The sequence below is a fragment of the Alloalcanivorax mobilis genome (assembly GCF_002864685.1).
Classification (GTDB): domain Bacteria; phylum Pseudomonadota; class Gammaproteobacteria; order Pseudomonadales; family Alcanivoracaceae; genus Alloalcanivorax; species Alloalcanivorax mobilis.
In genome coordinates this window covers 93,375-115,780 of sequence record NZ_NMQZ01000003.1, presented here as the reverse complement: position 1 = coordinate 115,780, position 22,406 = coordinate 93,375, and the positions used below count along the sequence as shown (strand labels likewise).

Sequence of the window (22,406 nt, the reverse complement as noted above, 5' to 3'; positions counted from 1 at the left end):
GCCGGGTTGTCCTCGTTTGACTATGAATCTCATCGCCGTCGGCGTTAACCACACCACCGCGGACGTGGAGTTGCGTGAGCAACTGGCGTTCTCCGCCGACCAGGCGGACCAGGCGCTGTTGGCGTTGCGTGAGCTGCCTGGCGTGAGTGAAGCGGCGCTGCTCTCCACCTGTAACCGCACCGAAATCTATTGCCTGATCGAGGGCGAGGCCCCGGATTTCGGCGATTGGCTGGCCCGCACCCGGCGCATGCCGGTGGATAAGATCAGCGCGGCGCTCTACCACCATCGTGACGAGCAGGCCCTGGAGCATATGATGCGCGTGGCCGGCGGGCTGGATTCCCTGGTGCTCGGCGAGCCGCAGATTCTCGGACAAATGCGCGAAGCCTATGCCCGCGCCCACGAAGCCGGCTTGCTCAACGGCGAATTGGGGCGGGTATTCCAGAACGTCTTCTCGGTGGCCAAGCGCATCCGCACGGAAACCGGCATTGGCGCCAATCCGGTGTCGGTGGCCTACGCGGCGGTGTCCTTCGCGCGACATATTTTCGCGGATTTGAAGAAAAGCCGGGCCCTGTTGATCGGCGCCGGCGAGATGATCCAACTGGTGGCGCGCCATCTGCAGGAACAGCAGGTGCGCGAGATCGTGATCGCCAACCGCACCCCCGAGCGGGCCGAAGCGTTGGCGCGGACGGTGGGCGGGCGTGGCATCGCGCTGGAGGAATTGCCGGTGGCGCTGGAGCACGCCGACATTCTGATCGCCTGCACCGCCGCGCCGTTGCCGATTCTCGGCAAGGGCACCGTGGAAAGCGCGCTCAAGCGCCGTCGCCATAAGCCCATGTTCATGGTCGACATCGCCGTGCCCCGGGACATCGAACCGGAGGTGGGCGAGCTGGATGACGTGTATCTGTACACGGTCGATCATCTGCAGGAAGCGATTCAGGAAAACGTGCGGGCCCGCCGCGAAGCCGCCGATCAGGCCACCGTGCTGATCGCCGAAGCGATCCGCCTGCACCGGCGCAGCCGCCGCGAGCAACGGGCCGCCGGCGTGCTGCGCGATTACCGCCGTCAGCGCACCGATCTTGCCGACCAGGAATTGCAGCGCGCCCTGGCCCAGTTGCAGCAGGGCGGCGATCCCGAGCAGGTACTGCGCCGCTTCAAGCACAATCTGGTCAATAAATGGCTGCACCAGCCCAGCGTCACGCTGCGTCAACTGGCCGCCGAGGGCCACAGCGACGCCCTGATGATGGCGCGCCAGATTCTGCTCGACCAGGACAGCGATAGCGCCGGCGACGATTAGGTAACGTCCATGCAATTATCTCAGAGGTTCACGCAATGAAAGCGTCGCTGAACGCCAAGCTGGAAAAACTGGTCGAGCGGTTCGAGGAACTCAGTGCGCTGCTCTCGGACCCGCAGGTGATTGGCGAGCAGAACCGCTTTCGCGAATTGTCCAAGGAATATTCCGAACTGGAGCCGGTGGTGGGCACCTATCGCCGCTATCGCGAAACCCTGGACAATCGCGACGCGGCGCGCGCCCTGCAAAACGACAGCGACCCGGAGATGCGGGAAATGGGCGCCGAGGAGGCGCGCGACGCGGAGCAGCGGCTGGAACAGCTGGAACAGCAACTGCAGACGCTGATGCTGCCCCGCGACCCCCGTGACAGCGCCAGTGTTTATCTGGAGATCCGCGCCGGCACCGGTGGCGACGAGGCGGCCATTTTCGCCGGTGACCTGTTCCGCATGTACTCCCGTTACGCCGATCAGCGCGGCTGGCGCGTGGAAATGATCAGCGCCAGCGAGGGTGAGCACGGCGGTTTCAAGGAAGTGATCGCGCGCATTGCCGGCGACGGCGTGTATTCGCGGCTCAAATTCGAATCCGGCGCGCACCGGGTGCAGCGGGTGCCGGCCACCGAATCCCAGGGCCGCATTCATACCTCGGCGTGCACGGTGGCGATCCTTGCCGAAGCGGAGGCCGCCGGCGACATCGAAATCCGCACCGAGGATTTGCGCGTGGACACCTACCGTTCCTCCGGTGCCGGCGGGCAGCACGTCAACACCACCGATTCGGCGGTGCGTCTGACCCACCTGCCCACCGGCGTGGTGGTGGAATGTCAGGATGAACGCAGCCAGCACAAGAACAAGGCCAAGGCGATGTCGCTGCTGAAAGCCCGGTTGCTTGATGCCCGCGAAAGCGCCGCCCACGCCGAGCAAGCCGCCGAACGGAAATCCCTGGTCGGCTCCGGAGACCGCTCCGAGCGCATTCGCACCTACAATTTTCCCCAGGGCCGGCTCACCGACCATCGCATCAATCTGACCCTGTACCGGCTGAACGAAATCGTCGCCGGCGATCTGGACGAAGTGGTCGGCGCGCTGCTTTCCGAGCACCAGGCCGAGCAACTGGCGGCGCTGGCCGACGGCCACTGACGATGCGCATTGATCAGGCGCTGCGCGACGCCCGCGAGACGCTAAGCCAGTCGCCGAGCCCGGCGCTGGACGCTGAATTGTTGCTGTGTCGCGCCCTCGGGCAGACGCGCGCCTATCTGTACACCTGGCCCGAGCGCACCCTGGACGAGACTCAAACCCGGCTGTTCGGGGCGTTGCTGGCGCGTCGCGCGGCGGGCGAGCCGGTCGCCCACCTGACCGGCGAGCGCGAATTCCACGGGCGAGCCTTCCTGGTCAGTCCGCACACCCTGATTCCCCGGCCGGACACCGAAACCCTGGTGGAAACGGTGCTGGCCCTGCTTGACGACACACCGCGCCGGGCGCTGGATCTGGGCACCGGCAGCGGCGCCATTGGCGTTACCCTGGCGCTGGAGCGCCCGGCCTGGAACGTGATCCTGACCGACGCCAGCCTGGCCGCGCTGCGCGTGGCCCGGGACAACGCCGAGCGGCTCGGCGCCGAGGTGGGCTTGGTGTGTGGCGACTGGCTCAGCGGGGTGAGTGGCCGCTTTGATCTGATTGTCAGCAATCCGCCCTACGTGGACCCGGACGATCATCATCTGCAGCAAGGCGACGTGCGTTTCGAGCCGCGCGCCGCCCTGGCCGCCAACGACCATGGTCTGGCGGATTTAAGAGTGATCATCGCCCAGGCCGGCGATGCCCTGAATGCCGGCGGCTGGCTGGTGCTTGAGCATGGTTTCGATCAGGGCGGCGCGGTGCGCACCCTACTCGCCGAAAAAAACTTCCAGGCGGTGGCCACCCACCGCGACCTGGGCGGCAATGACAGGGTAACCTTGGGCCATGTCTGACTCCACCGATCGCCAACGCACGCTGGATGACCAGCAACTGCTCCGCTACAGCCGCCAACTGCTGGTCGAGGAATTCGACCTGGATGGCCAGCAGGCGCTGAGCACCGCCACCGTCATCATCGTCGGTTGCGGTGGCCTGGCTAGCCCGGCGGCCCTGTATCTGGCTGGCGCCGGCGTTGGCCGGCTGCTGTTGGTGGACGACGACCGCGTTGAGCTGAGCAATCTGCACCGGCAAATCGCCTTCCACGGCGATGACCTGGGCGAGGCCAAGGCCGTCGCCCTGGCGCGCCGGCTCGGCGCGCTCAATCCGGACAGCCGGGTTGACGCCTTCGTGGCGCGGGCGGACGCCGACTGGCTTGACCGCCATCTCCCCGACGCCACGGTGTTGCTGGATTGCAGCGACAATTTCGCCACTCGCCAGATCGTCAACGCGGCCTGCGTGCGCCACGCCAAACCACTGGTCAGCGGGGCGGCCATTCGCATGGACGGTCAGTTGGCGGTGTTTGATCTTCGCGATCCCGGCAACGCCTGCTACGCCTGCGTGTATGGCGAAGGCACCGACGGTGATCTCGCCTGCAGCGAGGCTGGCGTGCTGGGGCCGGTGGTCGGCGCCATTGGCACCCTGCAGGCGTTGCTTGCCATACAGGTGATCGCCGGCCAGGAAATGGCGCCGGTGTTGCGGCTGTTCGACGGCCGCACCGTGAGTTGGCGGGAAATCCGTTTCCGCAAGGACTCCCGCTGCGCGGTGTGTGGGGGATAAAGTGCGCGGGGAAAAAGCCTGGAGAACGCGCCTACCAGCGCAATAGCCGTGGCCCGAGTGCCGCGCCAATCAGTGTCGGCGCCGCCATGCCCAGCAGATACCAGACCGCCCAGAATGGCGTGGCCATTTCCGGACAATGCAGGCAATAGACCAGCGTGCCGGTGGCGCTGGCGAACAGCCCCGCGACGGCGCCGGCGAGACGCGGACGCGTCGGCGCCAGATCCCTCAAGGCAGCAAAGGCGGTGACGAAAGTGGGAATCGCCAGCAACTGAATATTGAACACACAGCTGCGCCAGGTATGGCCGAAAATCAGCTCCGAACGGGCCGTTGCCGGGGCCAGCAATAGCGCCACCAGGGCCGCTCCCCGCACCACGATCACGGGCACGGCAATCAGCGCCACTGCCCGGGTGGCGGGCACGCCGGGCCGCGCCAGACGGCTGCTCGCCCACAGCGTGATCAGGACAAGGCTGAACGGAAACGCCAGTTTCAGCCAGAACACCGGCGTCGCCGCCACGCTGGCCAGATCCGGGCGCGGCCCGAACACCAGCGCCATCAACGCCAATGCGCCGGCCAGCCCGACCGCGAAGGCCAGACCCAGGCGCCGGCCGACCGAATGGCGCTGTACCGGGGCCACCCCGGTGGCCAGCATTGTGATCAGCTCGTCGGTTTTCATTGATCCTCTCGCATGCGTGCCGCCAGGGCCTTCAAACCCCGGTGCACGCCAATTTTCACGGCGGATTCGGACAACCCGGTCAGGCGCGCCGTTTCCGCCACCGAACGCCCCTGTAATTTAACATGCACAATCGGCAACCGCTGACGTTCGGGCAGCGCCTCCAGCAGTTTGTGCAGATCACGGCGGGCGCGGGCCGGTTCGTCGTCGTCCGCCGCGAACAGCGCCTGATGATCCTCCAGGGGATCGTTGAACGTGTCCCGGCGCGCGTGCGCGCGCAGGTGATCCATCAGCTTATAGCGGGCGATGGCGTACACCCAGGCGGTCAGCGGTTGCTCTGGCCGATAGGTGTGGCGCGCATTGTGCACCGCCATCAATACTTCCTGCAGCAGATCTTCCACGTCGTTGTGGGAATGGAACAGGCGCCGGCGCAGGAACGCGCGCAAATGGCCGCTCAGGCTTTCCAGAAACTGCTGGTAGAGGCGCGCCTCACCGTTCAGACCGGCCAGGAAAAGATCCCGCAGGCGCGCCTCGGTTCGCTGTTGTGCGTCTTTCTCAGTTCGCTGCATGGTGGCTACCGGTTACGCCGTGCCGGAAAAAAATCATCGATGCGCCTTGAGCAGAGCGAACGCCGGCTTCACCAGGCCGTGCAGCAAGGCCGGTTCCGGGCGGCTGCGCGCCAGCACCCGAATGCCCATTAAAACGCCGAGCAGAAAGCGCGCCAGATCCTCGGGGGACTGGTCGTCGGCAATGCTGCCATCGCGCTGTCCGGCCAGTGCACAGCGGTAAAAAAAGCCCTCCACCTGGGTCAGCATGTCGCTCACCACGCGCTGGAAATCGGCGTCGTGGGGGGCCACCTCCAGGGCGGAATTGACCAGCATGCATCCTTTGCGGTCCGGGTCGCTCAGCGAGCGCTCGACGATCTCGTTGAGAAACGAGCGAATCGCCTCGGCGGGCGGCAGCTTGTCTTCGAACCGGCCGACCCGCTCGCCGAAGCTGTTGGCGAGGTAGTGATCCAATGCGCGCCGGTAGAGCGCGCGCTTGTCGCCGAAGGCGTTGTAAAGGCTGGCGCCGGTCAGGTTCATGTGATGAGCCAGATCGCGAATCGAGGTGGCTTCATAGCCGTGCTTCCAAAAGCATTGCACGGCGGCGTCGAGCACGGTGCGCTCGTCGAATTGTCTCGGTCGTGCCATGGCGGCTCCTTGGCGAGGCGGCTTTTGTATTGTCACGGGGTAGCGATTGTGCCTATTCTAAAACGATCGATCTAAAATGAAAAATCGCTCGTGGAGACAGCATGATTGACTTCTATTTTCACCCCACCCCGAACCCGGCGAAAGTCGCCTTGATGTTGGAAGAGGCCGGCCTTGAATACCAGCTCAAGCCGGTGGATACGCGCAAGGGCGAACAGCACCTGGCGGCGTTTCGTGCCATCAATCCGAATGCCAAGGTGCCGGCCATCGTTGACCACGACGGCCCTGGCGGCGCGCCGGCGCGGCTGTTCGATTCCAGTGCTATTTTGTTGTATCTGGCGGAAAAGAGTGGCCGTTTCCTGGGCCCCGCGGAGATCCGGCCGGAATTGTTGTCCTGGCTGTTTTTTATCGCCTCTGGCGTGGGGCCGTATTCCGGGCAGGCGGTGCACTTCCAGCACATGGCGCCGGAAAAGAACGACTACGCCATTAATCGTTATCGGCGCGAAGTGCAGCGCCATTATCAGGTGCTCGATGAACGTCTGCAGGGCCGCGATTACCTGCTGGGTGAGGACTACTCAATCGTCGATATGTCCGCCTGGGGATGGCTGGACCGGGCGCCGGTGGCGCTGGCTGGAGAGGACGACCCGCTGGCGGCGTTTGCCCATTTGCGGGCCTGGTTTGAGCGCGTCGACAGCCGGCCCGCCGTGGCGCGGGCGCGGGCCGTCGGTAAGGATCACTCGTTTAAAAAGGACATGGACGAAGAAACCCGCCGCGCCTTGTTTCCCTCCAATTACCCTGTGCAAAAGCCGGAGGCATGATGAATCTCACCGATAAACGAGTATTGCTGACCGGTGGCTCCAGTGGCATCGGCCTGGCCGCCGCCGAGGCGCTGGCGGCGGCGGGGGCGCGCCTGGTGATCAGCGGCCGCCGACCGGAGGCGTTGAGCCAGGCGGTGGAGCGGTTGCGTGCCGGCGGTGGCCAGGTCGAGGGCGTGGCCGCCGATCTGGCTACGCCGGCGGGCCGCGAGGCGACCTTGAACAAAGCCCTGGAGTGTCTCGGCGGCTTGGACATTCTGATCAACAACGCCGGAGGCGTGCGCGCTGGACGCCTGGAGCACACCAGTGAGGACGAGATCAGCACCATGCTGACCGTGGATCTGCTGGCGCCCATTTTGCTGACCCGCGCCGCCTTGCCCGCGCTGCGCGCCAGCGGCGAGGCGATGGTGGTCAATGTGGCGTCCGGCATCGCTCTGATCGGCATGCCGTTTTACACCACCTACGCCGCCGTGAAAGCGGGGTTGTCGCACTTTGGTGAAGCGTTGCGCCGGGAGTTGAACGGCGAAGGGATTCAGGTGATGACCCTGTACCCCGGCGCCACCGACACGCCGATGATGGGGTCATCCCGGGCCGGGCCGGACCTGGGCTTCAACAAGGAATCCCCCGGCGCGGTGGCCGAGGCGATGATCGCGGGCATGCAGCAGGGTGCCTTGCAGGTGATTCGTGGTGGCGAGGCCCGCGCCGCCATGATCGCCATGAACCGGGAAAACCCGCAAGCATTGGATCAGCGCTTTCTGGGCATGAAAGCGGACCTGGAAGAGGCGGTGCGGGATCACTCGGCGTTGTAATGCCGGTTGCCGGTTTTTTGGGTTCATCGCGGATTGACGGGAAGCCTTTTTTGGCTCGCGGCTGGGTCGCTCCATTGGGGCGCGGGGCAAGGGCGGTGCCTTCCGGGACCGCTCAAGCCCCGCGAGCGGGCCCGGCCACCCATCGCAGATGGGCGGCGTTCGGCGGCGCGCGAAGCAGTGCTTCGCAACCTGCTTGCCTCACCCAAGGCCGCTGTTTGTTTGGCCATCCCTGGCCAAACTGCTCCCTCCAGGCCCCGCCCTTGCCCCGCTCACTGAGCAGCGTCACCGCCACGGGTCATCACACCGCCGGGTTGCGGCAGGGAAATAAGCCTGGCGAGGACTGGAACGCCGTCCGGCTGCGCCGGTTCGCGGTCGAGGACCGCTCAGCCATAAGATCAAAATATGTCGCTGGCAGGGCCTGCTCCTACGTGGCGCTGTAGAGGGGCTGTCAGCGTTACGGCGCGCCCAGTACCGATCTGGAGGGCCCTCCCCCTTGTTGTGTCGCCGAGGCGCGGGAAATTGATAGGGTCAGTTGGCCAGGGACGGCCAACTGAGGCGGCGGACGACAGGGCGAAGCCGGATCAAGCGAAGCATTGCTTCGCCCGGCGTAGCGCCCCGAGCATGCCGGCTCGGGGCCGGGGCCGCAGGCTCGTCTCGTCGCCGACCCGGCCATCAATTTCCGGCGACTCGGGTACCCGAAGGGCGACACAACGGGGTGTCCTTCTTGACTCCGCTTCGCTCCGGCCTACGGCCCGCACTGCGTGCGTTCACCCGCTGCGCGGGATGTGTCTACTTTCTTGGACAAGCAAGAACGTAGAACGCCCAACAGGGCGTCAGCGGCGATGGGAAGTGGATCAGCATGAGTCAATTCCCGCTATTCCGCGATGAACCTTTTTTCTCGCCTCTGTAACCGGACACACACCGACAACGAATTGGAAAGGGTGGCGGCGATCATCGGTTGATCGCCGCCACGGTGAGCTTCCTTCCTTTTGATTCGTTAGAGGTGTTATCGAAATGAACAAACTGACCCTTTCCGCCACCACTCTGATCGTGTCTTCCCTGGCGTCCGGCGTGGCTCTGGCCGCCCAGGATCACGCCGCCGACCAGCCGATGGAAAAATGCTACGGCGTTTCCCTGGCCGGCCACAACGACTGCAAAGCAGGCCCGGGCACCAGCTGCGCCGGCACCTCCAAAATGGATTATCAGGGCAACGCCTGGACCCTGGTTCCGGAAGGCACCTGCACGTCGATCAAGACGCCGAACGGCCACGGCTCTCTGAAGCCGATGGAATCCTGAGCCACGCACGGCGTTGATCGCGGATGAACGCACCGATACGGCCGGGGGCGGGTCTGAGCCTTAAGCCGGATTACTTTCAGGCCGCCCGCGATTGTCGCGCGGGCGGCCTGTGGTTTGAGGTGCACCCGGAAAATTATATGGTCGACGGCGGCCCGCGCCTGGCGTGGCTGGACGCCATCGCCGAGCGCCATCCGTTGTCGCTGCATGGCGTGGCGATGTCACTGGCGGCGCCGGCGCCGCCGGATGCGCGGCACCTGCGGCGCTTCAGAAAGCTGGTCGAACGGGTCGATCCGATGCTGGTTTCCGAGCACCTGGCCTGGTCGGCGACCGGCGGCCATTACTACCCCGATCTGTTGCCGTTTCCGCGCAGCGATGAGGCGCTGGCGGTGATCGCCGACAACATCGCCCGGGTTCAAGACAGTCTTGGTCGGCGCATCGCCATCGAAAATCCCACCCACTACCTGCCGGTGCCGGGGCACCGGTATACCGAGCAGGCGTTCCTGGCCGAACTGTGCGAACGCAGCGGCTGCGGTTTGCTGCTGGACATCAATAACGTGTTCATCAGCGCCCACAATCTGTGTTTTGACGCGCAACGCTATCTGCTGGATTTCCCGCTCTCGGCGGTGATGGAAATCCATCTCGCCGGGCACAGCGTGGACGCACCAGACCAGGCCGAGGACACGGGCGAAACGCTGCTGATCGATTCCCACGATCAGCCAGTGGCGGACCCGGTATGGGAGCTTTATCGCGCCGTTATTGAACGCGCCGGGCCGGTGCCTACCCTGATCGAACGGGATGGCAACATCCCCAGCTTCGACGTTTTGCTGGCGGAACGGGCACGCGCCCAGGCGTTGCTGGAGCGGTTGGAGAGCATGCCATGACAGCGCTGGCGGGCTTTCAGCGGGATTTTCTGCGGAATCTTTACGATGCCGACGGTGGCCGCGCCGGCGTGCGGGTTTACCGCAACACCCTATTGAAAGCCTGCGTGGACGCCCTGCAGGCGAATTTCCCGACGGTGGCGCGACTGGTCGGCGAACCCTGGTTCCGGGCCGCCGCGTTGGTATACGCGCGAACCTCGCCGCCCAATGACCCGCGGCTGTACCTGTACGGCGACGGCTTCGCCGATTTCCTGGCCGGTTTCGAGCCGGCCGCCGGCCTGCCTTATCTGGCGGGCGTGGCCCGGTTGGATCGCGGTTGGAGCGAAGCCCACGTGGCCGCCGACCGGAGCTGCCTGGCGGCCGCCTTGGTGGCTGAGCAAACCCCGGACGCCCTGGCGGCGCGGGTATTGAGCCCTCACCCGGCGGCGCGTTGGCATTGGTTTGACGATCAGCCGGTGTTCACCCTGTGGAGCGCCAACCGGGAACAACGGGCCGTGCCCGAGCCTCTGCACTGGCGCGGAGAAGGCGCGTTGTTAACCCGGCCGGGCGCAGAGGTGCGCTGGCAGGCTTTGGGGGTCGCCGGTGTGTTTTTTCTGAATGCCTGCGCCGAAGGGCTGCCCTTGGCGGCCGCCGCCGAGCGGGCATTAAAGCACAAGCCGGGCACCGATCTGGCCACGTTACTGGCCACATTACTGAAGGCCGGCGCCTTTGCCGCCGAGCCGTTACCCCATTGTCACTGAAAAGGAACCCGCCATGAATCGCACAAGCATGCAAAGCACGGGCGCCGGCAAGGCCGCCGCGCACCATGATGCCGACGGCCCACCGCCGGCGGCGCGCGGCCTGACCGGGCGCTGGAACCGGCTTGCACAAGGCCTGAACAGAGTGATCACACCGACGCTGCTGGCGTTACTGGCGCGTGTCTCGGTGGCGGCGATCTTTCTGTTGTCCGGGCGTACCAAGGTGAGTGGCCTGCTGACCGTCAAAGACAGCACCTACGCGCTGTTCCGCTACGAATACCAACTGCCGCTGATCGCGCCGGAGATCGCCGCCCATCTGGCCACCTACGCTGAGCATGTGTTGCCGTTACTGCTGATACTGGGCCTGTTCACCCGGCTGTCGGCGATGGCGTTGTTGGCGATGACGCTGGTGATCGAGATCTTTGTTTATCCCGATGCCTGGGTCACACATCTGTCGTGGGCCGCTTTGCTGTTGTATCTGATCGGCCGTGGCGCCGGTGCTGTCTCGCTGGATCGACGCCTGGGGATCGATTGACCGCCCTCGCCCTCGCCCTCGCCCTCGCCCTCGCCACTGTCACCGCCGCCGGCGGTCAGTGGTCAGGCTGGCCGATGGTGGTGACGCTTTCTTTGGTGTCGTGCACCGACTGGCCGGTGTCCTGAACCGATTTCACCGTACTCTGCACGGAGTTCATGGTGTCGTCGGTTTTTTTCTGCACCGAGGCGACGGCCTCGGAAGCCTGATCCATCTTTTCATTGAGTTTGTCCAGGAAGCCGGCCTGGGCACTGACGGAAACGCCGAGGGCGGACGCGGCGACGGCGGCGATAAGGCTGTTTTTGAGTTTCATTGGTGTGCTCCAAAGAATGAGGTTACTAGGCCAACACGCCGATAATGGGACCTGGTGCGCGGACCGGCAGGGCCCGGATACCGTCCAATTCCCCCCAACGGGCGCTTCGGCGACATAAGCGGAACGCTATCGCCGGCCGCCGCGCTCGACCACCCTACCGTGGTAGGGTTTTCGTGCATGGGCGAGGCAGCACAATGAAGGGATGCGAGCAATGAACGAGGGTGACGGACATGCCGGCTATGCTCTGGTGGTGGATGACCACCCGCTGGTGATGCGCGGCGTTGCCGGTTACCTGTCGTCGCACTGCGGCTACGCGTGGGTGCACTGCGCGGCCGGCGGTGCGGAATGCCTGGCTTGGATCGCTCGCCATGGCCAGCCGGAGTTGGTGATCGTCGATTTCTGGCTGGCTGATGGTTCCGCGTTGGACTTATTGAAAACGCTCTCGGCGGCACGGGCAGCAGCGAACGTGCTGGTGATGAGCGGCGACGATGGCGTTGGCATCGCCAGCCAGGTGCGCGCGGCGGGAGCCCGGGGATTCATTCATAAAAACGATCCGCCGGAAACCTTCGCCCGCGCGGTGCGGGCGGTGCGGCGGGGCAAAACCTGGTTCACCGACGCCGATGGGCAGGCCGCCGCGCCGGGCCGGGGGCGCCACCCGTTGCAGGTCAGCCCCGTGGATCTGGGGCTGACCCGGCGCCAGGGCGAAGTGCTGGCGATGATGCTGCGCGGCTTGCCCAATAAGCGCATCGCCAGCGCCTTAAACGTCACCGAGCAGACCGTCAAGGAACACATCACCGCCATTCTGCAACGATTGGGCGTCAGCAACCGCATCGAGGTGATTACCTTGCTGCACGGCCGTGCCTTGCGATTGTGAATGTCGAGGCGGAGCCGGCGCCGGGTACGCCGCCGCGAATCAACGATCTCAGCGCCGCGGGCCGGGTACGCCTGCTGGACATGACCCGCTCGCGGTTGTTCTACAGTGTGTCGATGACGCCCCTGGCCGGCGTCCCCTATACCGTTTGGTTTTACCTGCTCAACCGGGACATCGCCTGGATGGGCCTGTTGCTGGCGATATACTGCCTGGCGGCGCTGGCGCTGTTCGTGTTGGCCCGGCGTTACCGACGCGACCGCTGCCAATACGCTGCCCTGGCGTTGCTGGAAAAATGGATTCCAATCGTTAACCGGATCGCCGTGCTGCATGGGCTCGGGTTGGCGGCGATGCTGACGCTGACGGCGGGCAGGGTCAGCTTCGAATACACCGCCGTGCTGCACGCGTCCATTGCCGGCACCATGGCCGCCAACGCCGCCCACCAGACGCCGCTATGGGGGGTGTTTCAACGCTTCTTTCTGACCTGCTGGCTGTTCCTACTGATCCTGGTGCCCTGGAGCTTTCCCCAGCATTGGCCGTATGTGTTGCCGATGGCGGTGCTGTTCGCGGTGGCCCTGTATCGCCACGGTGTCACCTCGCACCGCTTCTTCGTACAACAGGTGAATCTGGAAGAGCAGGGCGCGCGCCTGGCGGAACGCTATCGCATGGCACGGGATGAGGCACAGCGCGCTCTGCAGGATAAGAACCAGTTTCTGAGCACCGCCAGCCACGATCTGCGCCAACCGGTGCACGCCATGGGGTTTCTGATTCAGGCGATCGCGCAGCGCAATCGCGACGAAACGCTGGCGGCGCCGATCCGTGATCTTCAACAGAGCGTGCGTTCGATGAACCTGATGTTCAACTCGCTGTTGGATCTGTCCAAGCTGGAAGCCGGCGTGGTCAATCCGCAACGCGAGCCGGTGCGGCTGAAGGCCATCGTCGAGGATGTGGTGGCGATGTTCCGCGCCGAGGCGAACAGTCGCGGTCTTGAATTGCGCATGCGCCTGGCCACCACCAGCGCGGTCGCCTTTGGCGACGCCGGCCTGATTCGCCGTTGCTTGGTCAACCTGGTGCACAACGCGTTGCGGTACACGCCGCGCGGCGGGGTGCTGGTGTCGGCGCGCCGGCGCGGCCCGGATTGGATGCTGGAGGTGTGGGACACTGGTATTGGCGTCGCCAGCGACGAACAAAAAAACATTTATGCGCTGTTTTACCGCAACGCCCACGCCTGGAACATCGACAGTGCCGGCCACGGTTTGGGGCTGGCGGTGGTGGCGCGCAGCGCCAATTTGATGGGCGCCCGCTACGGCCTTGATTCGGTGCCCGGGCGGGGCTCGCGCTTTTGGTTGTCGTTGCCGGCGGCGGCGCGCCTGCATGGCGCCGCCGGGTTGGCGGCGGCCGGTGGTGGCACTGCAGCGGAGATCCGGCTGGCGCCGCTCACCGGCGCCTGTCTGGTGGTGGACGATGACCCCATGGTGACTCAGGCCTGGCAGAGCCTGATGCGGGCCTGGGGCGTATCGGTGCGTTGCGTGGCGGGTGGCGATGAGGCGTTCGCCCTGTTGCGCGGGGGTTTTCGTCCGCGGGCGATTCTGTGTGACCAGCGTCTGCGTTCCGGCGAGAGCGGTTTCCAGGTGTTGCAGGCGTTGCTGGAAGCCTGCCCGCACGCCAGTGGCGCCATGGTCAGCGGCGAATTCCGTTCGCCAACACTGGAACACGCCGAGCGTGAGGGTTACCTGGTGTTGCAAAAGCCGCTGCAACCGGCGCAACTGCATGCCGTGCTTTGCCAGTGGCTGGCCGCCGGCGATCAGCCCGCGCCATTGCCCTGAGCGGGTTCCGAGAGCGCCACCAGACGATCGTTCAAACCGGTGATCTGGCGCGCCATGTCGCCCAGCAACCGTTCGATCAATGAAGGATGACTGCTGATCAACTGATGAAACTGCTGGCCGGGTACGCGCAGCGCCGAGCAGGGCGTCAGCGCCCGCACCGTGGCGTTGCGTGGTGCGCCGGTCAGTACCGCGATGGCGCCGAGCAGTTCCCCTTCGCCGACCTGGCCCACGGCGACGCCGTTCACCAACACCTGTGCCTGCCCCTCGAACAGATGATAGACGTCATCGGCGCGTTCGCCCTGGCGGATCAGATCGTCGCCGGGGCGGGCGTAAACAAACGTCGAGTCGGTGTGGTGTTCGCTGCCCACGCGGGCCGCCAGCATGCAGACCAGAAGGCGGCTGCGCAGATTTTCCAGGCGCTCCCATCGGCACGCCAGACGTGGGTCGTCACGCCAGCGCTGTTGGACCGCCGGGCGGGGATACTCCGCCAACAACACCGCCCCTTCGGCGTGATAGCCCACCTCCGGCATCAACGGCAGCCAGTCGCCTTCGTCGCACGCGAACAGCCGACGCTCGCCGTGATGCGCCACCAGCGTGCCGCCGCGCACCAGATACAGGCAGTCCGGGTTGGGCGTCAGCCGCTCACCCGCCGCGCAGGCCCGCGCGCTGGCCAGCGCGGAAACCGGCGCGCTCAATTCGCTGCCCAGTTTCTTGTAATCCCGCGCCAGGGCCGTGAAGCCGGGAAGAGCGTCGCTGAGAGTCATCATGGTGAGTGCGGTTCCGCGAACAGAAAAGAACGGACATCCGGGAAAGTTCACACCCTTCCAAGCAGATGTCATGCCAGGGCTGCGACGGCGCAGGGCCAAGTACCCAGGGGCCAAGTACCGACAGGACAATACAATGGCGTGGCGTTGGTCGCTATCGCGTCAGCGGTGGTGCCGGTGAAAAAAATCACCACTGTAGTGACAGTGACAGTGACAGTGACCGGCAACGGCAGGCGAACAGGCGCGCTCTGATCGGTGTGGGTCGCGGCTGTCAGTACTCGCGTTGGCGGGCGCGAAAGACGGGGGCGCGTTTCTTCAGGTTGGCGCTCATCGCCTCGCGCTGGTTGCGGCCGCGCAGGAGTGTGAATTGCAACCGTGACTCCTCGGCGAACGCCTGGTCCTCGGCCTGGTGCCAGGTGCGCTGGAACAACGCTTTGCTGGCGCTGACCGCGTCCGGAGAGCGTTCCAGCAGGGCCTGGGCCAGGGTCAGGGCTTCGGCGTGTGGGTCCTCGGCGACGCGGGTGACCAGGTGCAGGCTGAGCGCCTCGCGGGCGTCGAAGCGGCGGCCGGTCATCGCCAGTTCCTTGGCGACGTCCATGGGCAGCAGTTCGCGCAGGGTGGCGGTGCCGGTCATGTCCGGGATCAGGCCCCATTTGATTTCCATCACCGACAGTTCGCACTCCGGCGAGGCGATACGAAAATCCGCCGCCAGGGCCAGTTGCAAGCCGCCGCCGTAACAATAGCCGTGCAGTTCGGCGATCACCGGCACCGGCAGTTGCCGCCAGGCCCAGCAGGCCTGCTGGAACAGGTTGGTTTTCCTGACGCCGAATTTAGTGAACGCCAGCAGCATTTTCAGCGGCGTTCTGGTGACCGTCGCGAAATCCAGCCCGGCGCAAAACGCCTTGCCCTCACCCCGCAGAATCACCACCCGCACATCGCGGTTCTTGCGCAACGCCTTCGCCGTGCGCACCAGCGCCTGAAGCGTCTCCAGATCCAGGCCGTTGTATTTGTCTGGCCGGTTCAGTGTGACGGTGGCGATGTGGTCTTCGATGGAAAGGGTGACGCGATCTCGAGCGGTTTGCGGTTTCATTGAAGGTTCCTGATGGGCCAGACGCCAGACGCCAGACGCCGGACGCCGGACGCTAAAACCGGTAAGCGTCTGGCGTCCAGCGTCCGGCGTCTGGCGCTATTGCAGCTTCTGCTGCAATAGCTGATTGACCTGCTGCGGGTTCGCTTTGCCCTGGGTGGCTTTCATGATCTGGCCGACGAAGAAGCCGATTTTTTTCTTGCGCTTGGCGTCGTCGGAGCCTCGGTAATCTTCCACCTGGGCGGGGTTGTTGGCGATCACCTGATCGACGATTTTTTCCAGTTCGCCGCTGTCGTTCATCTGTTTGAGGCCCTTGGCCTCGATGATCCGATCCGGGTCGCCTTCGCCGTTCCAGCAGGCCTCGAACACCTGCTTGGCGATCTTGGAACTGAGGGTGCCGTCTTGCAAACGCTGGATCAGTTGCCCCAGTTGCGCGGCGCTCACCGGGCTGTGTTCGATGCCCAGGTCTTCGGCGTTGAGGCGCGCGGTCAGCTCACCCATGACCCAGTTGGCGGTGAGCTTGGCGTCGCCGCTGGCGGCGGTGGCGGTTTCGAAATACCGCGCGGTGGCCACCGATCCGGACAGCAGATCGGCGTCGTAACCGGACAACTGATAGTCGTTGATAAAGCGCGCCTTGCGTACATCCGGCAGTTCCGGCAGGGCGTCTTTCAGCGCGGCGATTTCTTCTTCGCTGACCAGCACCGGCAGCAGATCCGGGCAGGGAAAGTAGCGGTAATCGTTGGCGTCTTCCTTGGTGCGCATGGAACGCGCGGTGTGCGTGTCGGCGTTGTAGAGCCGGGTTTCCTGCACGATCTCGCCGCCGTCTTCGAGCACGTCGATTTGCCGCGCCACTTCCAGGGCAATGGCCTTTTCCATGAAGCGGAAGGAATTCAGATTCTTGGTTTCGGTGCGGATGCCCAGGGGCTGGCCCGGGCGGCGCACGGAAATGTTGACGTCGAAACGCATGTTGCCCTGGGACATGTCGCCGTCGCAGATGCCCAGCGAGGTAACGATGGAATGCAGCTTACGGGCGAAGGCCACGGCCTCTTCCGAGTTGCTCATGTCCGGTTCGGAGACAATCTCGATCAGCGGCGTGCCGGCGCGGTTGAGGTCAATGCCGGTCATGCCATGAAAGTCTTCATGCAGGGATTTGCCGGCGTCTTCTTCCAAATGAGCGTGGTGAATGCGCACCGATTTTTTTTCGCCCTGCCCACCTTCATTGCCCTTCGGGGCCAATTCAATGTCGACCACGCCGGGGCCGACAATGGGCTCGGCCAATTGGGTGGTCTGGTAGCCCTTGGGCAAATCCGGATAAAAATAATTTTTTCGCTCGAACACGGAACGGCGACCGATCTCCGCGCCCACCGCCAGGCCGAAGCGGATCGCGTGGCGGATCGCTTCCCGGTTCACCACCGGCAGGGTGCCGGGCATGCCCAGGTCGATCAGGCTGGCGTTGCGGTTTGGCTCATCGCCGGTGCGGGTGCTGCTGGCGGAGAAAATCTTCGATTCGGTGGCCAGTTGCACGTGCACTTCCAAGCCGATGACGGTTTCCCATCCGCCATTCATGGACGACTGACTCATGCGAAGCCTCCCGGGATTGTCTGGTGCCAGTCGGTCGCCATCTGATAGCGATGCGCCACGTTGAGGATGCGCCCTTCCTGGAAATAGTTGCCGATCACCTGCACGCCGGCGGGCAAGCCGTTGATCAGGCCACTGGGCATCGACAGCGCCGGCAACCCGGCCAGATTAACGGCGATGGTGAACACGTCGGCCATGTACATATTGACCGGGTCGTCCGCTTTGGCGCCGAGTTTGAAGGCGGTTTCCGGGGACGTGGGGCCGATGATCACGTCCACGTCCTTGAACGCGCGGGCGAAGTCGTCGCGGATCAGCCGGCGCACCTGTTGGGCGCGCTTGTAGTAGGCGTCGTAGTAGCCGGCGGAGAGCGCGTAGGTGCCGACCAGAATGCGCCGTTTCACTTCCGCGCCGAAACCTTCCGAGCGCGAGCGCTTGTAGAGGTCTTCCAGGTCGACCGGATCGTCGCAGCGATAGCCGAAGCGCACGCCATCGAAACGGGCCAGGTTGGAGCTGGCTTCCGCTGGCGCGATCACGTAGTACGCCGGCACCGACAGGGTGACGCTGGGCAGCGACAGCTTGATCAGTTTGGCGCCCTGTTTTTCCAGCTCGCGCAGAGCGTCGCGGGCGTTGTCGGCGATGGCGCCGTCCAGGTTTTCCGGAAAGAATTCTTCCGGCACGCCGATGCGCAGGCCGGCGATGTCCTGGTTGATGCCGCCCAGGTAGTCGCCCACCGGCTCGTCGACACAGGTGGAGTCCTTGCTGTCGTGGCCGGCCATGGCGGTCAGCATCAATGCGCAGTCGGCGGCGGACAGGCCCAGCGGACCGGCCTGATCGAGGCTGGAAGCAAAGGCGATCATGCCCCAGCGTGAGACCCGGCCATAGGTGGGCTTGAGGCCGGTGACGCCATTGAGCGCCGCCGGTTGGCGGATCGAACCGCCGGTGTCGGTGCCGGTGGCGCCGGGAGTGAGACGCGCGGCCAGGCTGGCGGCGGCGCCGCCGGACGAGCCGCCGGGCACGCGCTCGGTGTCCCAGGGGTTTCTCACCGGGCCATAGAAGCTGGTTTCGTTGGAGGAGCCCATGGCGAACTCGTCCATATTGGTTTTGCCCAACATGATGGCGCCCTGATCGGCCATTTTCTCCACCACCGTGGCGGTGTAGGGGGCAATGAAGTTGTCCAGCATTCGTGAGCCGCAGCTGGTGCGCACGCCCTCGGTGCAGAAAATGTCCTTGTGGGCGATCGGCAGGCCGGTCAGCAGCCGGTGATCACCGGCGGCGATCGCCTGGTCGGCGGCGTCGGCCTGAGCCAGCGCCTGGTCGGCGGTGACGGTGACGAAGCTGTTCAGGGTGCCATCATGGTGCTCAATGCGGGCCAGGAAGTGCTCGGTCAGCTCGCGGGCGGAAAAGTCCTTCGCCTGCAAGCCGGCTTTCAGTTCGGTGAGGGTTTTGGTATGCATGGCTTAATTGACCACCTTAGTCGATCACCCGGGGTACCAGGAAACAGCCGTCTTCGCTGGCGGGCGCGTTGGGCAGCACTTTGTCGCGCACGTCGGGCTCGCGGACCCGGTCTTCGCGCAGCGGTTGGTGGACCTCCAGGGGATGGGCCAGGGGGGCGACGCCGTCCACATCCGCCTGCTGGAGTTGGTCGACCATGGCAAGAATGTCATTGAGGCGGCCGCACAGCTCGGCGCTCTCGTTATCGTCCACCTGCAGGCGGGCGAGATGGGCGGCGCGAGCCACCACCCGGGTATCAATCGCCATGGGAGTCTCCATGAGTCGGGAAAGGCGGGAAAAATACCATACCCGGGGCCGCCGCCCAAGGTGGCGGTGCCGGTGGGAGCGGCCCGGGCGCCGGTTGCGGAGACCGCCATGGCGCCTTGCCGATTTCCCCTGCCGTTGCTAGAGTTGCGCCATCTTGTTGCTTGCGTGCCGTGGTATGCTGGCATCAACCTCCTTTTCTCCACGATCTCTCAGGAAATAAGCCAGGATGTCCGTGATCAAGCGTATTCGGGGGATGTTCTCCACCGACCTTTCCATCGACCTTGGCACCGCCAACACCCTTATTTACGTGCGGGGACGCGGCATCGTTCTGGACGAACCGTCGGTGGTGGCAATTCGCCATCATGGCGCCCAGAAAAGTGTCGCGGCGGTGGGCGCCGATGCCAAGCGCATGCTCGGCCGCACCCCGGGTAACATCACCGCGATCCGGCCGATGAAGGATGGCGTGATCGCCGACTTCGACGTTACCGAGAAGATGTTGCAGTACTTTATCAAGAAAGTGCACGACACCGGCTTCTTTCCGCCGGCGCCCCGGGTGCTGGTGTGTGTCCCTTGCAAATCCACGCAGGTGGAGCGCCGCGCGATCCAGGATTCCGCGTTCGGTGCCGGTGCCCGTGACGTGTATCTGATCGAAGAGCCGATGGCCGCGGCGATTGGCGCCGGCCTGCCGGTGGAAGAGGCGCGCGGCTCGATGGTGGTGGACATCGGCGGCGGCACCACCGAAATCGCCCTGATTTCCCTGAATGGCGTGGTCTACTCGGAATCGGTGCGCACCGGCGGTGACCGCTTCGACGAGGCAATCGTGGCGTTCGTGCGCAAGGAATACGGCTCGCTGATCGGCGAATCCACCGCCGAGCGCATCAAGCATGAAATCGGCACCGCCTACCCGGGCTCCGAGATCCTCGAGATCGACGTGCGCGGCCGCAACCTGGCCGAGGGCGTGCCACGGCAGTTCACCCTCAATTCCGAAGAGATTCTGGAGGCGCTCAAGGACCCGCTGGCGGTGATCGTCAACGCGGTCAAGAACGCCCTGGAGGCGTCTCCCCCGGAGCTGGCCTCCGACATCGCCGAGCGTGGCCTGGTGCTGACCGGCGGCGGCGCGCTGCTGCGCGACATCGACCGTCTGATCAGCGAGGAAACCGGCCTGCCGGTGATCATCGCCGACGATCCTCTGACCTGCGTGGCGCGGGGCGGCGGCAAAGCCCTGGAGCTGATGGATACGCAAGGGCTGGACATGCTGGCCATGGGCTGAGCCTGTCCCGGCCGCCGGCATGTCCTCCGCCAACCCCACCTACCGCCTGCTCATCGCCCTGGTGCTGGCCGTCGCTCTGATGGCCCTGGACCAGCGCAGCCGCTGGGGCGACCCGATTCGCTATGCGTTTGGCTATCTGGCCGCGCCGATGCACTACCTGGCCCACCTGCCAGTGGACACCGCGCGTTGGGTCGGCAGCCAGACCCACAGCCGCCAGGAGCTGGTTGAATCGAGCCAGCGCTTGCAGCGCCAGGTGTTGATCCTGGAGCAGAAAGTGCAGCGCCTGGCGGTGCTCGAAGCCGAGAACGTGCGATTGCGTGAGCTGCTTAACTCATCGGCCAACCTGGACGCCTCGGTGTTGGTGGCGGAGATCATCGGCATTGACCCGGACCCCAACCGCCAGGAGCTGGTGATCAACAAGGGTGGCCGCGACGACGTCAAACAAGGTCAGGCGGTGCTCGATTCCCAGGGGCTGATCGGTCAGGTGGTGGAGGTTGGCCCGCTCTCCGCCCGGGTGTTGCTGATCACCGATGCCAGCCACGCCATGAGCGTGCAGGTAAACCGCAACGGGGTGCGTGCCATCCTTGCCGGCACTGGCCAGGGCAATCGCCTGCGGTTGCTGTACGTGCCGGACACCGCCGATGTGAGAAAGGGCGATCTGCTGGTCAGCACCGGCTTGGGGCAGCTTTATCCGCGTGGCTATCCGGTCGCCCAGGTGGTCAGTGTCAGCCACCAGTCCGGCGCCGCGTTCGCCGAGATCCAGGCGCGCCCCAACGCCCACCTGGACCGGGTCAGCCATGTGCTGCTGGTGCAATCGATGGAACCGGTGAGCCTGCCCGATGCTCGCCTGCCGGAGGGCGGCAGCACCGAAACGTCGCCGGCGCCGGGCCATACCACCAGCGACAATGTGGAGGTGCCCGATGCGGCTCAATAACGAGCGGCCGGCGGGCACCGGGGTGATCCTGGTGACCTTTATCGTGGCGGCGTTGCTGGAAGTGATGCCGCTCAGCGACAGCCTCAACTGGGTGCGCCCGGACTGGATGCTGCTGGTGCTGCTTTACTGGGTGCTGGTATTGCCGCACCGGATTGGCGTGTTGTGGGGCTTCTTCCTGGGGCTGTATCACGACGTGCTGGTGGGCACCACGCTGGGCCAGTGGGCGCTGGCCTACGCTTTCGGTGCCTATTTCATGCTGGCGGCCTATAAACGCATGCGCGTGTTCCCCTTGTTGCAGCAGAGCGCGGTGGTGTTCCTGCTGGTGGGTTCGGCCAACCTGCTTGCGTTTCTGGTGCAGGAGTCGGTGGGCCGCACCCTGTATCCGCCCTATACCATTCTCTATTCCGCCGCCGCCAGCGCGGTGCTGTGGCGGCTGGTGTGCGCCGCCCTGCGCTGGACTCAGCTGCGGTTTCTGGTGCGCTGATGACGGCGTTGTTGCTGGCCTCCGGATCGCCGCGCCGTGCCGAGCTGCTGAGCCAGGTGGGGGTGCCGTTCACGGTGCTGCCGCCACCGGATGTGGATGAAACGCCGCACGCCGGCGAAGCGCCGCTGGATTACGTGGCCCGGCTGGCGGCGGCCAAGGCCCTCGCCGGGCAGGCCGCGCACCGGCCCGCCGGCGCGGTGCTGGGGGCGGACACCGCGGTGGTGCTGGGCGAGCGCATTCTCGGTAAACCCCATGACGACGAACACGCCCTGACCATGCTGGAGGCGCTCAACGGCCGGGAACACCGGGTGATCTCCGCGGTCTGCTTGTGCCTGGCAGGGCAGCGCCGCGCGGCGCTGTCGGTGACCCGGGTGTGCTTTCGCGAGTTGCCGCTGGCCCGGCTTCGCGCCTACGTGGCCACCGGCGAAGGGCGCGACAAAGCCGGTGGCTATGGCATCCAGGGCCTGGGTGCGGCGCTGGTGGCTTCCCTGACAGGCAGTTACAGTGGTGTGGTCGGGCTGCCGCTGGAGCACACCCTGCCGCTGCTTGAGTGGGCGGACATTCCCTATTGGCAGCCCCGTTGATTTCCCCCGGT

General features: G+C 65.2%; 25 protein-coding genes. 16 read left to right on the top strand and 9 right to left on the bottom strand.

Annotated elements, in window-relative coordinates; genetic code table 11:
* The first annotated feature begins 22 nt into the window (after positions 1-22).
* The 4 genes from hemA to CGS25_RS03240 are packed head-to-tail and all read left to right on the top strand — an operon-like array spanning position 23 to position 4,002.
* Positions 23-1,294, top strand: a complete 1,272-nt coding sequence (gene hemA, locus CGS25_RS03255; protein WP_101674587.1) for a glutamyl-tRNA reductase — start codon at positions 23-25, stop codon at positions 1,292-1,294.
* 35 nt (positions 1,295-1,329) lie between these two features.
* A complete protein-coding gene (gene prfA / locus CGS25_RS03250; protein WP_089033035.1) occupies positions 1,330-2,418 on the top strand; it encodes a peptide chain release factor 1 in 1,089 nt (362 codons plus the stop codon).
* 2 nt (positions 2,419-2,420) lie between these two features.
* The gene (prmC, locus tag CGS25_RS03245; protein WP_101674586.1) at positions 2,421-3,242 is read left to right on the top strand and encodes a peptide chain release factor N(5)-glutamine methyltransferase; all 822 of its coding nucleotides are present in this window, start codon (positions 2,421-2,423) and stop codon (positions 3,240-3,242) included.
* Positions 3,235-4,002, top strand: coding sequence for a HesA/MoeB/ThiF family protein (locus tag CGS25_RS03240; protein WP_101674585.1), 768 nt, complete (start codon positions 3,235-3,237; stop codon positions 4,000-4,002). Before prmC ends, CGS25_RS03240 begins: the two co-directional genes overlap by 8 nt.
* A 31-nt stretch (positions 4,003-4,033) precedes the next feature.
* On the opposite strand, the gene CGS25_RS03235 is transcribed toward CGS25_RS03240, so the two are convergent.
* The 3 genes from CGS25_RS03235 to CGS25_RS03225 are packed head-to-tail and all read right to left on the bottom strand — an operon-like array spanning position 4,034 to position 5,865.
* Positions 4,034-4,675: a DUF1109 domain-containing protein gene (locus tag CGS25_RS03235; RefSeq protein WP_101674584.1), complete on the bottom strand. Its 642-nt coding sequence runs from the start codon at positions 4,673-4,675 to the stop codon at positions 4,034-4,036.
* Positions 4,672-5,241, bottom strand: coding sequence for a sigma-70 family RNA polymerase sigma factor (locus tag CGS25_RS03230; protein WP_101674583.1), 570 nt, complete (start codon positions 5,239-5,241; stop codon positions 4,672-4,674). The genes CGS25_RS03235 and CGS25_RS03230 overlap by 4 nt, the downstream gene beginning before the upstream one ends.
* 33 nt (positions 5,242-5,274) lie before the next feature.
* Positions 5,275-5,865 (bottom strand): TetR/AcrR family transcriptional regulator, encoded by a 591-nt coding sequence (locus CGS25_RS03225; protein WP_089033030.1) that lies wholly within the window; start codon positions 5,863-5,865, stop codon positions 5,275-5,277.
* Positions 5,866-5,966: 101 nt separating this feature from the next.
* Here CGS25_RS03225 and CGS25_RS03220 point away from each other — a divergent pair, with 101 nt between their 5' ends.
* The 6 genes from CGS25_RS03220 (at position 5,967) to CGS25_RS03195 (ending at position 10,932) form a co-directional block, all read left to right on the top strand.
* Complete coding sequence (locus tag CGS25_RS03220; protein WP_101674582.1) at positions 5,967-6,680, top strand: glutathione S-transferase family protein; 714 nt, start codon at positions 5,967-5,969, stop codon at positions 6,678-6,680.
* Positions 6,680-7,486 (top strand): SDR family NAD(P)-dependent oxidoreductase, encoded by an 807-nt coding sequence (locus CGS25_RS03215; RefSeq protein ID WP_101674581.1) that lies wholly within the window; start codon positions 6,680-6,682, stop codon positions 7,484-7,486. The genes CGS25_RS03220 and CGS25_RS03215 overlap by 1 nt, the downstream gene beginning before the upstream one ends.
* Positions 7,487-8,500: 1,014 nt before the next feature.
* Complete coding sequence (locus tag CGS25_RS03210; protein ID WP_101674580.1) at positions 8,501-8,782, top strand: BufA1 family periplasmic bufferin-type metallophore; 282 nt, start codon at positions 8,501-8,503, stop codon at positions 8,780-8,782.
* Between the two features lie 23 nt (positions 8,783-8,805).
* The gene (gene bufB, locus CGS25_RS03205; protein ID WP_101674579.1) at positions 8,806-9,663 is read left to right on the top strand and encodes an MNIO family bufferin maturase; all 858 of its coding nucleotides are present in this window, start codon (positions 8,806-8,808) and stop codon (positions 9,661-9,663) included.
* A complete protein-coding gene (locus tag CGS25_RS03200) occupies positions 9,660-10,400 on the top strand; it encodes an HvfC/BufC N-terminal domain-containing protein (protein ID WP_089033025.1) in 741 nt (246 codons plus the stop codon). Before bufB ends, CGS25_RS03200 begins: the two co-directional genes overlap by 4 nt.
* 13 nt (positions 10,401-10,413) lie before the next feature.
* The gene (locus CGS25_RS03195) at positions 10,414-10,932 is read left to right on the top strand and encodes a DoxX family protein (RefSeq protein WP_232802234.1); all 519 of its coding nucleotides are present in this window, start codon (positions 10,414-10,416) and stop codon (positions 10,930-10,932) included.
* Between the two features lie 55 nt (positions 10,933-10,987).
* On the opposite strand, the gene CGS25_RS03190 is transcribed toward CGS25_RS03195, so the two are convergent.
* Positions 10,988-11,242, bottom strand: a complete 255-nt coding sequence (locus CGS25_RS03190) for a hypothetical protein (RefSeq protein WP_089033024.1) — start codon at positions 11,240-11,242, stop codon at positions 10,988-10,990.
* A gap of 211 nt (positions 11,243-11,453) precedes the next feature.
* On the opposite strand from CGS25_RS03190, the gene CGS25_RS03185 reads away from it, so the two are divergent.
* Positions 11,454-12,116: a response regulator transcription factor gene (locus CGS25_RS03185; protein ID WP_232802233.1), complete on the top strand. Its 663-nt coding sequence runs from the start codon at positions 11,454-11,456 to the stop codon at positions 12,114-12,116.
* The gene (locus CGS25_RS03180; protein WP_232802232.1) at positions 12,113-13,936 is read left to right on the top strand and encodes a hybrid sensor histidine kinase/response regulator; all 1,824 of its coding nucleotides are present in this window, start codon (positions 12,113-12,115) and stop codon (positions 13,934-13,936) included. The genes CGS25_RS03185 and CGS25_RS03180 overlap by 4 nt, the downstream gene beginning before the upstream one ends.
* Here CGS25_RS03180 and CGS25_RS03175 read toward each other — a convergent pair.
* The 5 genes from CGS25_RS03175 to gatC all read right to left on the bottom strand — a co-directional run bounded on the left by CGS25_RS03175 (position 13,915) and on the right by gatC (position 19,123).
* The gene (locus CGS25_RS03175) at positions 13,915-14,703 is read right to left on the bottom strand and encodes a Crp/Fnr family transcriptional regulator (protein WP_157933779.1); all 789 of its coding nucleotides are present in this window, start codon (positions 14,701-14,703) and stop codon (positions 13,915-13,917) included. The genes CGS25_RS03180 and CGS25_RS03175 overlap by 22 nt on opposite strands.
* A gap of 268 nt (positions 14,704-14,971) precedes the next feature.
* Positions 14,972-15,790, bottom strand: a complete 819-nt coding sequence (locus tag CGS25_RS03170; RefSeq protein WP_089033021.1) for a crotonase/enoyl-CoA hydratase family protein — start codon at positions 15,788-15,790, stop codon at positions 14,972-14,974.
* A 96-nt stretch (positions 15,791-15,886) separates the two neighbouring features.
* Complete coding sequence (gene gatB, locus CGS25_RS03165) at positions 15,887-17,368, bottom strand: Asp-tRNA(Asn)/Glu-tRNA(Gln) amidotransferase subunit GatB (RefSeq protein ID WP_232802231.1); 1,482 nt, start codon at positions 17,366-17,368, stop codon at positions 15,887-15,889.
* Complete coding sequence (gene gatA, locus CGS25_RS03160) at positions 17,365-18,819, bottom strand: Asp-tRNA(Asn)/Glu-tRNA(Gln) amidotransferase subunit GatA (protein WP_101674575.1); 1,455 nt, start codon at positions 18,817-18,819, stop codon at positions 17,365-17,367. The genes gatB and gatA overlap by 4 nt, the downstream gene beginning before the upstream one ends.
* A gap of 16 nt (positions 18,820-18,835) precedes the next feature.
* Positions 18,836-19,123, bottom strand: a complete 288-nt coding sequence (gene gatC / locus CGS25_RS03155; protein ID WP_089033018.1) for an Asp-tRNA(Asn)/Glu-tRNA(Gln) amidotransferase subunit GatC — start codon at positions 19,121-19,123, stop codon at positions 18,836-18,838.
* Positions 19,124-19,355: 232 nt separating this feature from the next.
* On the opposite strand from gatC, the gene CGS25_RS03150 reads away from it, so the two are divergent.
* From CGS25_RS03150 to CGS25_RS03135, 4 genes are read left to right on the top strand one after another with little or no spacing between them, the layout of a single operon-like run.
* Complete coding sequence (locus tag CGS25_RS03150; RefSeq protein WP_089034567.1) at positions 19,356-20,393, top strand: rod shape-determining protein; 1,038 nt, start codon at positions 19,356-19,358, stop codon at positions 20,391-20,393.
* 19 nt (positions 20,394-20,412) lie between these two features.
* Positions 20,413-21,327: a rod shape-determining protein MreC gene (gene mreC, locus CGS25_RS03145; protein ID WP_089033017.1), complete on the top strand. Its 915-nt coding sequence runs from the start codon at positions 20,413-20,415 to the stop codon at positions 21,325-21,327.
* Entirely contained in the window at positions 21,314-21,811 is a 498-nt protein-coding gene (gene mreD / locus CGS25_RS03140) for a rod shape-determining protein MreD (protein ID WP_089033016.1), read from the top strand. Before mreC ends, mreD begins: the two co-directional genes overlap by 14 nt.
* Positions 21,811-22,395, top strand: a complete 585-nt coding sequence (locus tag CGS25_RS03135) for a Maf family protein (RefSeq protein WP_198588679.1) — start codon at positions 21,811-21,813, stop codon at positions 22,393-22,395. The genes mreD and CGS25_RS03135 overlap by 1 nt, the downstream gene beginning before the upstream one ends.
* Positions 22,396-22,406: the final 11 nt, after the last annotated feature.